The sequence below is a fragment of the Paraburkholderia sp. J8-2 genome (assembly GCF_905220195.1).
Classification (GTDB): domain Bacteria; phylum Pseudomonadota; class Gammaproteobacteria; order Burkholderiales; family Burkholderiaceae; genus Paraburkholderia.
This window is the reverse complement of sequence record NZ_CAJMZA010000009.1, coordinates 133,211-145,182: the sequence shown is the minus strand read 5'-3', so window position 1 is coordinate 145,182 and position 11,972 is coordinate 133,211. Positions and strand designations below refer to the sequence as shown.

The window sequence follows — 11,972 nt, the reverse complement described above, 5'->3', positions numbered from 1 at the left end:
TTGTAAAGCGTGAAAGCGTGGGGCAGCCGCAAGGCGGTTTCGGCAAGCGGTCTCAGAGTTCGGCGAGCGTGGCGACGCCGCGGTTCGCGAGCGCGTCGGCGCGCTCGTTCTCCGGATGGCCGGCGTGACCCTTCACCCAGCGCCATTCCACCTCGTGCTGGGCGACGAGCGCGTCGAGGCGCTTCCAGAGGTCGTCGTTCTTGACCGGCGTCTTGGCGGCCGTCATCCAGTTTTTCTTCTTCCAGCCGTGAATCCACTCGCTGATGCCTTTTTGCACGTACTGCGAGTCGGTGTGCACGATCACCTTGCACGGGCGCTTGAGCGCTTCGAGCGCGGCGATCACGCCCATCAGTTCCATGCGGTTGTTGGTCGTGCCGGCCTCGCCGCCGAACAGTTCTTTTTCCTGCGCGCCGAAACGCAGCAGCGCGCCCCAGCCGCCGGGGCCGGGGTTGCCCTTGCAGGCGCCGTCCGTGAAGATTTCGACGAAGTCGGGTGTGCTCATGAGTCCTTGTTGCGTGTTGGGGAAGGGGTGGTGGCCGCGGGCTTCAGGCTCGCAGCCAGCACCGGCTTCTTGACCTTGCGTGGGCCGACGAGGCGCATGCCGCGCACGCGCTTGATCGCCGTCACCATATAGATAGCGCCGAAAATCGCCCACCAGCGGTCGCCCGCGGCTTCCATGAAGCCGTAGCGGCCGAGCCACTGGTCGGTCGAGAGCGGCGGACGATAGCAGCCGAAGCGCCCGCGTTCAAGCTCGAAGCCAAGCAGCTTGATCCAGTCTTTCAGCCGCGTGAACGCGATCAGGTCCTGGCGCGCCGGCAGGAACGGATGGCCGGTCAGCTTGCCGACCGACTGGCGCGCGCCCCACAGCGAAAGCGAGTTGAAACCGACGATCAGCAATTGCCCTTCGGGCATCAGCACGCGTTCGGCTTCGCGCAGCAGGCGGTGCGGGTCGCTCGTGAATTCGAGCGTGTGCGGCATCACGATGAGGTCGACGCTCTGCGCCTCGAACGGCAGATCGAGATGGTCGCACCACACGGTACTGCGGCCTGCGGGCGCGTGCAGCAACGGGCTGCGGTCTGGCGTTGCGCCGTCCGCGCCGGGCATGGTCTGCCCGCCGTTCGGGTGCGCATGCGCCGACGCGCCGGGTACGGAGTAGGGAGCGCTGGCGGCACTGGCGGCGTCGAGCACGAGACCGCGGCACGACATGCGGTTCTCGCGCAGGGCGTCGAGCTGCGGCAGGCCGAGCTGCAGCGCATGGTAGCCGAATATGTTCGAGACCACGCGGTCGAGCTGCTCCTGCTCCCAGCCGAGCACATACCTGCCAGCGGGCGAGGCGGTCCAGGCGGGCCAGTCTATAATCAATCGGTCAGACATGTCGAAGAATACGTCGCCCCATGAAGAGTCCGCTTGAGTACGCGCGTTCGAGCGATGCGTGCGCCTACGAGTACGTACCGGTTCCGGCTTTTGAAGACAATTACATCTGGGTCGTTTCGGACGGCCAGAACGCCGTTGCCGTCGATCCGGGCGACGCCGCTCCGGTTCGCGCGTATCTCGCGCAGCGCGGCTGGCGGCTCGTCGCTATTTTACTCACCCATCACCACAACGACCACGTCGGCGGTGTGGCGGACCTGCTTGCCGACGCCGTCGTCCCTGTATACGGCCCGGCCGGCGAGGCGCTCGGCCCGCTCGACCCGTTCGTCACGCGTGTGAAGGGTGGCGACGCCGTCCGTCTGGATGCCCCAGCGCTCGACTTGAAGGTGATCGACGTGCCGGGCCACACGCGCGGCCACATCGCCTATTTTCAGGCGGCGGATGCCGCCGGCACGCCGCACGTGTTCTGCGGCGACACGCTCTTTGCCTGCGGCTGCGGCCGCCTCTTCGAGGGCACGCCCGCGCAGATGCTCGACTCGCTCGACGCGCTCGCGGCACTGCCCGGCAACACCCACGTGCATTGCGCACACGAATACACGTTGTCAAACATTCGCTTCGCGCTCGCCTGCGATCCCGAAAACGCCGATTTGCGCGAGTGGAGCCGCGAAGCGGCGGCGCTGCGTGAGCGCGGCGTGCCGACGCTGCCAACGACGATCGCGCACGAGCGCGCAGTCAATCCGTTCCTGCGTGCAGGCGATGCGTCGGTGCAGGCCGCGCTCACCGAGGCGCTGCACGAATCAGTGCCGGACCGGCTGGCTGCTTTCGCCATGATGCGTGAATGGAAGAATCGGTTCCGCTGACCCAACCAGGTTAGGGGGCATGCTCAACCCAATCGTATGGAATCACGCCCAAGCTGCGGATTTCATGGATTTTTTTCAAATAATTCCGATTGACGGAAACGGGCACGTTCCGTACTATCGGCTGCAAATTCCAGCCATGCGGATGTAGATTTTCATGCGATTCATACTCAGTGCGCTGCTGGTCCTCATGCTCGCCGCCTGTGCGAGTGGGGGACCGTCTGCGAGTTCTCTAGCACCAGCCAACGCCCAGGCCAACGCCGACCTCATTCGTAAGACCTCCGCAGCAAGGGAAACCATTAACGTCGATCAAGGTTCCGTCGATCAGCTCACGAGCCCCGACGCCGACCTCTGGGGGCGCATTCGCCGCGGCTTCCAGATGCCCGACCTGCAGAGCGACCTCGTCGACATGAACGCCAACTGGTACGCCCAGCGGCCCGATTACGTCGCGCGCATGACCGAGCGTTCGCAGAAGTACCTCTATCACATCGTCGAAGAGCTCGAGGCGCGTCACATGCCCACCGAGCTCGCGCTGCTGCCATTCATCGAATCCGCGTATAACCCGCAGGCGCTGTCGGTCGCGAAGGCCGCCGGCATGTGGCAGTTCGTGCCGGGCACGGGCCGCACCTACAACCTCAAGCAGAACATGTGGCAGGACGAGCGCCGCGACGTGCTGGCCTCGACCAGCGCCGCGCTCGACTACCTCTCGCGCCTGCACGACATGTTCGGCGACTGGTATCTCGCGCTTGCCGCTTACAACTGGGGCGAGGGGAACGTGCAGCGCGCCATTGCGCGCAACGAGGCGGCGGGCTTGCCGACCGACTATCAAAGCCTGCGCATGCCCAACGAAACACGTAATTACGTGCCGAAACTGCAGGCGGTCAAGAACATCGTGATGAACCCGCAGCAGTACGGGCTCACGCTGCCCTCCATTCCGAACCATCCGTATTTCGTCACGGTCACGACCTCGCACGACATCGACGTGGACGTCGCCGCCAAGCTCGCGAACATGACGACCGACGAGTTCCGCTCGCTGAACCCGTCGTTCAAGAAGCCCATCATTCTCGGTGCGACCGACCCGCAGATCCTGCTGCCGTTCGACAACGCGAGCGCGTTCGAGCGCAACCTGAAGGCCTATTCCGGCCAGCTTTCCTCCTGGACCGTCTACACGACCGACTCGCGCGCCACGCCGGCCGCGATCGCGCAGAAGATCGGTGTTGACGCCGACACGCTGATGTCGGTGAACAAGATTCCAGCGGGCATGCGCCTGAAGGCGGGTTCGACGCTCGTGGTGCCGCGCACCGACGACGGCGACGACGAGGACATCAGCGCCGACGTGGCGGAAAGCGCCGTGCTGGCCATGGAGCCGGACGTGCCCGACACGCGCAAGATGCTGATCCGCGTGCGCCGCAAGCAGTCGATGGAAACGGTTGCGAGCCGCTATGGCGTGTCGCTCGGGCAGTTGAAGGCGTGGAACAAGACTCACCGCGACTACGTCGCGCCGGGTCAGGTGCTGGTGCTGCACGTGCCGGTCAATAAGGCGATGCCGAGCGAACCGGGGCCGGAACGTCTGGCAGCGAACGTTTCTGGTGGTGCCGTGCAGCGAATTGGCACTCGCGTTGCAGACACCGGGTCGAAGTCGCGATACGATAAGAAGCACGGTCGCGCGCGCACCGAGGTCGTCAAGGTTTCCGAACCTGTCAAGGCCAAGACGGTCAGCGCCGCGCCCAGCAAGGCGTCGAAGGGTGCGGCAAGCCGCGCGAAGGCCGAAACCCACGCGCAGAAGCACCAGACAAAATAGCGGCTGGCGAAGGGTGCTCAAACATGCGTTGCGGGGGCAGCGCATGGTATTTCGCTCCGATCACTTTTCCGTTTTTGTTGTGTTTGACGCCGTCACCCTGCCAGGTGGCGGCGTTTTCATTGGTGGGTGCCAAAAACAGAAGCGGCGCTTGCCGCCACGCGTCCGCCCGCTATAGTGGATAGGGCCGTGCACCGGGCTGCGAGCACGCTCTCCGTCGCCAGCGTCATCCTGGAATTTGAAGGAAAGGTGACTTTCGCGCTATAATTTCAAGGTTTGAGCTTATCAACCCGCACCCTAGCGCCTACCTCTTCCCATCCGTTCATCCGCCGCCCGCGCTTCATCGTCAACTGGCCGGCTGCCGCCCGATCCCGCGTCACAAACGCGCGCTCGTGGCCCGGCGCCACAACGGTCGACCGCTGATGGGGTCGCGTAGCGAGCGAGCCGCGCGCGCATCCTGATCTTCACAGAAAAGGATGCCGACGCCGCAGCCGCTCTCAGGTCGCAAGATCGCAACGTCGGATAACAGGTCGGCACAGGGTGCTCCCCCAAGGAGTCTCCCGTGTTGCCGTCATTCTCTCCCGCTCTGCTCGCGCTCGCCGACGGCACGGTCTTTCGTGGTTACTCGATCGGCGCGCCGGGTCATACGATCGGTGAAGTCGTGTTCAACACGGCCATCACCGGTTATCAGGAAATCCTGACCGACCCGAGCTACGCTCGCCAGATCGTCACCCTCACGTATCCGCATATCGGCAACGTCGGCGTCAACGCCGAAGACGTCGAAGCCACGAAAGTCCATGCCGCCGGTCTGATCATCCGCGACCTGCCCGTGCTCGCCTCGAACTTCCGCATGGAGCGCACGCTCGGCCAGTATCTGAAGGACGAAGGCGTGGTCGCCATCGCCGGCATCGATACGCGCAAGCTCACGCGTATTCTGCGTGACAAGGGCGCGCAGAACGGCGCGATCCTCGCCGGTTCCGACGACGAAGCGAAGGCCATCGAACTCGCGCGCTCGTTCCCGGGCCTCGCGGGCATGGACCTCGCGAAGGTCGTTTCGACGGACAAGTCGTACACGTGGAACACCACGGAATGGCGTCTGGGCGAAGGCTACCGCACGCAGTCGGCGCCGAAGTACAAGGTCGTCGCGTTCGACTACGGCGTGAAGCAGAACATCCTGCGCATGCTGGCCGAACGCGGCTGCGATGTGACGGTGCTGCCGGCGCAGTCGACGGCTGAAGACGCGCTCGCGCTGAACCCGGACGGCGTGTTCCTCTCGAACGGCCCGGGCGACCCGGAACCGTGCGACTACGCGATCAAGGCGGCGCAGGCATTCATCGAACGCGGCATTCCCACGTTCGGCATCTGCCTCGGTCACCAGATCATGGGCCTCGCCGTCGGCGCGAAGACGCTGAAGATGAAGACGGGCCACCACGGCGCGAACCATCCGGTCAAGGATCTGGCCGACGGCCGCGTGGTGATCACGTCGCAGAACCACGGCTTTGCGGTCGACGCCGCCACGCTGCCCGCGAACGCGCGCGTCACGCACGTGTCGCTGTTCGACGGCACGCTGCAAGGCTTCGAGCTGACCGACAAGCCCGCGTTCTGCTTCCAGGGTCACCCGGAAGCGTCGCCGGGCCCGCAGGACATTGGCTATCTGTTCGACCGCTTCACGGCGCTGATGGACAAGGCGAAGGCGTAAGCGTCGCGCTGAAGCCGAAGCGAAAGCGCAGAGCAGGGTGCGCAGCGAGCCGGGTTGAATAACGGCCCACGCGCGTACCCGGGCGGCAGGCAAAGAAAGCAGCAAGCCGCCAGACGTAAAAAGACACAGGAATATTTAGCGAGAGCGTTATGCCCAAGCGGACAGACATCAAGAGCATTCTCATCATCGGCGCGGGTCCGATCATCATCGGCCAGGCGTGCGAGTTCGACTATTCGGGCGCGCAGGCATGCAAGGCGCTGCGTGAAGAAGGCTACAAGGTCATCCTCGTCAACAGCAATCCGGCGACGATCATGACCGACCCGAACACGGCCGATGTCACCTACATCGAGCCGATCACGTGGGAAGTGGTGGAGCGCATCATCGAGAAGGAGCGCCCCGACGCGATCCTGCCGACGATGGGCGGCCAGACCGCGCTGAACTGCGCGCTCGACCTGCACCACCACGGCGTGCTGAAGAAGTACAACGTCGAGCTGATCGGCGCATCGCCGGAAGCCATCGACAAGGCCGAAGACCGCCAGAAGTTCAAGGACGCGATGACCAAGATCGGTCTCGGTTCGGCGAAGTCGGGCGTGGCGCACTCGATGGAAGAGGCGCTCAAGGTGCAGGGCGAAATCTCCGAAGCCACCGGCACGGGCGGCTACCCGGTCGTCATCCGTCCGTCGTTCACGCTCGGCGGCTCGGGCGGCGGCATCGCGTACAACCGCGAAGAATTCGAAGAGATCTGCAAGCGCGGTCTCGATCTGTCGCCTACGCGCGAACTGCTGATCGAAGAATCGCTGCTCGGCTGGAAGGAATACGAGATGGAAGTGGTCCGCGACAAGGCGGATAACTGCATCATCGTTTGCTCGATCGAAAACCTCGACCCGATGGGCATCCACACCGGCGACTCGATCACCGTCGCACCGGCGCAAACGCTCACCGACAAGGAATACCAGATCCTGCGTGACGCCTCGCTGGCTGTGCTGCGCGAAATCGGCGTGGACACGGGCGGTTCGAACGTCCAGTTCTCGATCGACCCGAAAACGGGCCGCATGATCGTGATCGAAATGAACCCGCGCGTGTCGCGTTCGTCGGCACTGGCTTCGAAGGCCACGGGCTTCCCGATCGCCAAGGTCGCCGCGAAGCTGGCCGTCGGCTACACGCTGGACGAGCTCAAGAACGAAATCACGGGCGGTCAGACGCCGGCCTCGTTCGAGCCGACCATCGACTACGTTGTCACGAAGATTCCGCGTTTCGCGTTCGAGAAGTTCCGCGAAGCCGACCCGCGCCTCACGACGCAGATGAAGTCGGTGGGCGAAGTGATGGCCATCGGCCGCACGTTCCAGGAGTCGTTCCAGAAGGCGCTGCGCGGTCTCGAAGTCGGCGTGGACGGGCTGGACGAAAAGACCACGAGCCGCGACGAAATCATCCGCGAGATCGGCGAAGCGGGTCCGGACCGCATCTGGTACGTGGGCGACGCGTTCCGCGTGGGCATGACGCGCGAAGAGATCTTCGAAGAAACCGCGATCGACCCGTGGTTCCTCGCGCAAATCGAAGAAATCATCAAGAAGGAAGCCGCTGTCCGTGGCCGCACGCTCGAGAGCCTTTCGAAGGACGAACTGCGTTACCTCAAGCAGAGCGGTTTCTCGGATCGCCGCCTGGCGAAGCTGCTCGGCGCGAATGCTGCCGACGTGCGCAAGCGTCGTATCGAGCTGAACGTGCGCCCGGTCTACAAGCGCGTGGACACCTGCGCGGCCGAGTTCGCGACGAAGACCGCCTACATGTACTCGACCTATGAGGACGAGTGCGAGGCCAACCCGACGAACAACAAGAAGATCATGGTGCTGGGCGGCGGCCCGAACCGGATCGGCCAGGGTATCGAGTTCGACTACTGCTGCGTGCACGCCGCGCTCGCCATGCGCGAAGACGGCTACGAAACGATCATGGTCAACTGCAACCCGGAAACGGTGTCGACCGACTACGACACGTCCGACCGCCTGTACTTCGAGTCGCTCACGCTCGAAGACGTGCTCGAAATCGTCGACCTGGAAAAGCCGGTTGGCGTGATCGTGCAGTACGGCGGCCAGACGCCGCTGAAGCTCGCGCTCGACCTCGAAGCCAATGGCGTGCCCATCGTCGGCACGTCGCCGGACATGATCGACGCGGCGGAAGACCGCGAACGCTTCCAGAAGCTGCTGCAGGACCTGAACCTGCGCCAGCCGCCGAACCGCACCGCGCGTGCCGAAGACGAAGCGCTGAAGCTCGCCGACGAAATCGGCTACCCGCTCGTCGTGCGTCCGTCGTACGTGCTGGGCGGCCGCGCCATGGAAATCGTCCACGAGCCGCGCGACCTCGAGCGCTACATGCGCGAGGCAGTGAAGGTGTCGAACGACTCGCCGGTGCTGCTCGACCGCTTCCTGAACGATGCGATCGAATGCGACGTGGACTGCATCTCCGACGGCACCGACGTGTTCATCGGCGGCGTGATGGAGCACATCGAACAGGCGGGCGTGCACTCGGGCGACTCGGCTTGCTCGCTGCCGCCGTACTCGCTGTCGAAGGAAACGGTCGACGAACTCAAGCGTCAAACCGCCGCGATGGCCAAGGCGCTGAACGTGGTCGGCCTGATGAACGTGCAGTTCGCGATCCAGCAAGTGCCGCAGGATGACGGTTCGAAGAAGGACATCATCTACGTGCTGGAAGTGAACCCGCGTGCTTCGCGTACCGTGCCGTACGTTTCGAAGGCGACCAGCCTGCCGCTCGCGAAAATCGCGGCGCGCGCAATGGTCGGCCAGAAGCTGGCGGACCAGGGCGTGACGAAGGAAGTCGTGCCGCCTTACTTCAGCGTGAAGGAAGCGGTGTTCCCGTTCATCAAGTTCCCGACCGTCGACCCGGTGCTCGGACCGGAAATGCGTTCCACCGGCGAAGTGATGGGCGTGGGCAAGACGTTCGGCGAAGCGCTCTTCAAGTCGCAGCTCGCGGCGGGTTCGCGCCTGCCGGAGTCGGGCACCGTCTTCATCACCGTGATGGACGCCGACAAGCCCAAGGCCGTGGAAGTCGCGCGCATGCTGCACGAACTCGGCTACCCGATCGTCGCCACGCGCGGCACGGCTGCCGCGATCGAGGCGGCCGGCGTGCCGGTGAAGGTCGTGAACAAGGTGAAGGACGGCCGTCCGCACATCGTCGACATGATCAAGAACGGCGAGATTTCGCTCGTGTTCACGACCGTCGACGAAACCCGCTCGGCGATCGCCGATTCGCGTTCGATCCGCATGAGCGCGCAGGCCAACAAGGTCACCTACTACACGACGATGTCGGGCGCACGCGCGGCCGTCGAGGGTCTGCGCTACCTGAAGAACCTGGAAGTCTATGATTTACAAGGCCTCCATGCTCGCCTAAACTAAGGCTTCAATTGTCTGTCTAACGCTCAACGAGGCAGGCTAAAAGAGCTGAATGTGCCGCGGTTAAGCGGCGTCCCAACAGGGTTTTCAGGCTGCGCCAGGCTGCGCAGCCGCCCTCGCGGGATGCACTTAACCGCGGAATTTTTTTTATGGCCGCAACGCTCGCGACACGCTGGCGTGGCGCGGCCTTCTTTAGGCCCTTGTGGGCCGTACGAGTTGTTTATGAGCACGATTCCCTTGACCAAGCGCGGTGCAGACCAACTTCGCGGCGAGCTGCAGCGCCTGAAATCCGTCGAGCGTCCGGCGGTCATCAACGCGATCTCCGAAGCGCGCGCCCAAGGCGACCTGTCGGAAAACGCGGAATACGATGCGGCGAAGGAAAAGCAGGGCTTCATCGAAGGCCGCATCGCCGAAATCGAATCGAAGCTGTCGGCCGCACAGATCATCGACCCGTCCACCCTCGAAGCGGACGGCCGCATCGTGTTCGGCTCGACCGTGGATCTCGAAGACCTCGATTCCGGCAAGACGGTGACCTACCAGATCGTCGGCGACGACGAAGCCGACCTCGAGCACGGCCTGATCTCGGTCAGCTCGCCGATCGCGCGCGCACTGATCGGCAAGTCCGAAGGCGACGTCGCCGAAGTGCAGGCCCCGAGCGGCGTGCGCGAGTACGAGGTCATCGAGGTTCGCTACGTCTGAGGGCATATCGACGTGAGTACCGCAAGTCAGGCGGGTTACGCCGCTCCCGTTTCGCTCGTTCCGCATCGGATTTTCGGGCTGCTCGCCATGTTGTGGGTCGGCAGCCAGCTGACCATTGGCTATGCGGTCGCGCCCGTTTTGTTCGCGTCGCTCGAAAGGGTGGTGGCCGGCGAGCTTGCCGCGCAGTTCTTTCGTCTTGAAGGCGTGATCGGCGTGGTGTGCGGCGTGCTGCTGCTCGGCCTGTCGAACGTGCTCGCGCGCCGCGGCGCGCTGGGTTACCGCCGGTTGCGCTGGATTCTGGCGGCGATGCTGCTGTGCGTGCTGATCGGCTATTTCGCGCTGCAGCCGTTTATGAACGCATTGCGCGTTCAGGCCATGAGCGCGGGCATGGATGTGGCCAGCTCGCCCTATGCGAGCCGCTTCGGCTTGCTGCATGGCGTGTCGAGCCTGTTCTATCTCGTGCAGAGCCTGCTTGGTGCGTGGCTCGTCTGGCTGCTGCCTTCGGCGCGCGGCGCGTTGCCGCAGCGCCTCGGAGCTTGCGCGCAGTAAGCGAGTGCCCCAGCCGCTGGCGCCGAAAAAAAGCGCGGCTCGAAGGCCGCGCTTTTTTACTTCGAGCCCTGGTGGGCCCGCTTCGAGCTGGTTTGGCGCTTCTTGGCGCGCTTGATGTTGCCGCCTTGCGTGACGCGCTCATTACCCTTGACCGTCACTTTTTGCGACTTCGGCTTGCGCATCGGGTTGTCGCTGGCCTTGACGACCTTGACGACGCGCGGTGCGGCGCCGCGCTTGCCCGCTTCGCGAGCGCTCGGGACGTCGGCCGACGGGCGCGACACGGTGCCGCGGGCGCCGGCGCGCGCGGTCGTAGCCTTCGCCTTGGCTTCCTCGGGCTTGTAGATGACGAGCAGCTTGCCGATGTGCTGGATCGGGGCGGCGCTCAGGCGGTCGCAGATCTCTTCGTAGATCGCGAGGCGCTCTTCGCGTTCGTCACCGAATACGCGCACCTTGATAAGTTGGTGCGCGGCGAGGTGAACCTTGATTTCCTTGAGCACGGCGTCGGTCAGTCCCTCGGCGCCGATGAGTACGACCGGTTTGAGCGCGTGAGCCTGGGAGCGCAGTTCGGAGCGCTGTTCGGCGGAAAGAGTGAGGGCGGGCATGGGATGTGGCAGACTCGACTAAAATGACGGCGCCGCGCAGTTCGCCAGGCATGAATTGACAACCTGGGCAGACGTAGATGCGGTCCGCGAGTAGCGGGCCGCCAGCGGGCAAAGCGCGTCGGAACAACGGAAAACCGTGGGGAACGGCAGGGCGCGGGCAAAAAACGCCGGCGGAGGAAAGAACATCCGGCCAGGCGGGCCGCGACGGCCGCACGAATAAAACGCGTATTATCCGCTAAAAGCGCGGAATCACGCAGCAAGAGTTCATCTTTAATGGCAAAAAATCGCTTCAACCAGTCGTGGCTGCACGACCATATCAACGACCCGTACGTGAAAATGGCGCAGCGGGAGGGCTATCGCGCCCGCGCCGCGTACAAGCTCAAGGAAATCGACGAGCAGGACAAGCTGATCCGCCCCGGCATGGTGATCGTGGACCTCGGCGCCGCGCCCGGCAGCTGGAGCCAGTACGCGCGCAACAAGCTCGCACAAGGCACGAAGCGCGACGACCAACGCGAAGGCGGCATCGACGGCACAATCATCGCGCTCGACCTCCTGCCCATGGAACCCATTTCGGACGTGCAGTTCCTGCAGGGCGACTTCCGCGAGGACGATGTGCTCGCGCAACTGGAAGAATTGGTGGGTGGGCGCCCAGTCGATCTTGTAATTTCGGACATGGCACCCAATCTCTCGGGGGTCGCGTCGGCAGACGCGGCGCGTATCGAACACGTGTGCGATCTCGCGCTCGAGTTTTCGCAGAATCATCTGAAACCCGATGGTGCCCTTTTAGTCAAATGTTTCCACGGCAGCGGCTACAGCCAGATCGTCGAGAAGTTCAAGGATCAGTTCAAGGTTGTGGCGGCGCGCAAGCCGAAGGCTTCGCGCGATAAATCGTCCGAAACGTTTATATTGGGCAAACATCTGAAGCGCCCCCGTTAAACGGGGCATGATTGCCGTGCAAAAGGCGCGAACTGACCGCACAATGGGCGCAAGAGGCGG

General features: G+C 64.0%; 10 protein-coding genes. 7 read left to right on the top strand and 3 right to left on the bottom strand.

Annotated features, from left to right (window positions below; genetic code table 11):
• Positions 1–52: 52 nt before the first annotated feature.
• Positions 53–502, bottom strand: coding sequence for a ribonuclease HI (gene rnhA / locus U5A52_RS21155; protein WP_321912468.1), 450 nt, complete (start codon positions 500–502; stop codon positions 53–55).
• Entirely contained in the window at positions 499–1,374 is an 876-nt protein-coding gene (locus tag U5A52_RS21150; RefSeq protein WP_321936089.1) for a class I SAM-dependent methyltransferase, read from the bottom strand. Before U5A52_RS21150 ends, rnhA begins: the two co-directional genes overlap by 4 nt.
• Before the next feature lie 20 nt (positions 1,375–1,394).
• Between U5A52_RS21150 and gloB the strand changes: the two genes are divergently transcribed.
• From gloB to U5A52_RS21120, 6 genes are all read left to right on the top strand, one after another.
• The gene (gene gloB / locus U5A52_RS21145) at positions 1,395–2,231 is read left to right on the top strand and encodes a hydroxyacylglutathione hydrolase (protein WP_321936088.1); all 837 of its coding nucleotides are present in this window, start codon (positions 1,395–1,397) and stop codon (positions 2,229–2,231) included.
• 154 nt (positions 2,232–2,385) lie between these two features.
• Positions 2,386–4,029, top strand: coding sequence for a transglycosylase SLT domain-containing protein (locus tag U5A52_RS21140; protein WP_321912462.1), 1,644 nt, complete (start codon positions 2,386–2,388; stop codon positions 4,027–4,029).
• 559 nt (positions 4,030–4,588) lie between these two features.
• The gene (carA, locus tag U5A52_RS21135; protein ID WP_321912460.1) at positions 4,589–5,725 is read left to right on the top strand and encodes a glutamine-hydrolyzing carbamoyl-phosphate synthase small subunit; all 1,137 of its coding nucleotides are present in this window, start codon (positions 4,589–4,591) and stop codon (positions 5,723–5,725) included.
• A 149-nt stretch (positions 5,726–5,874) separates the two neighbouring features.
• Positions 5,875–9,129 (top strand): carbamoyl-phosphate synthase large subunit, encoded by a 3,255-nt coding sequence (carB, locus tag U5A52_RS21130; protein WP_321912458.1) that lies wholly within the window; start codon positions 5,875–5,877, stop codon positions 9,127–9,129.
• Positions 9,130–9,348: 219 nt separating this feature from the next.
• Positions 9,349–9,825, top strand: coding sequence for a transcription elongation factor GreA (greA, locus tag U5A52_RS21125; protein ID WP_158758216.1), 477 nt, complete (start codon positions 9,349–9,351; stop codon positions 9,823–9,825).
• Positions 9,826–9,912: 87 nt separating this feature from the next.
• Positions 9,913–10,374: a DUF4149 domain-containing protein gene (locus U5A52_RS21120; protein WP_321912644.1), complete on the top strand. Its 462-nt coding sequence runs from the start codon at positions 9,913–9,915 to the stop codon at positions 10,372–10,374.
• Positions 10,375–10,430: 56 nt separating this feature from the next.
• On the opposite strand, the gene U5A52_RS21115 is transcribed toward U5A52_RS21120, so the two are convergent.
• Positions 10,431–10,976, bottom strand: coding sequence for a YhbY family RNA-binding protein (locus U5A52_RS21115; protein ID WP_321912455.1), 546 nt, complete (start codon positions 10,974–10,976; stop codon positions 10,431–10,433).
• A 273-nt stretch (positions 10,977–11,249) separates the two neighbouring features.
• Between U5A52_RS21115 and U5A52_RS21110 the strand changes: the two genes are divergently transcribed.
• Positions 11,250–11,912, top strand: coding sequence for an RlmE family RNA methyltransferase (locus tag U5A52_RS21110; protein ID WP_321912454.1), 663 nt, complete (start codon positions 11,250–11,252; stop codon positions 11,910–11,912).
• Positions 11,913–11,972 lie beyond the last annotated feature (60 nt).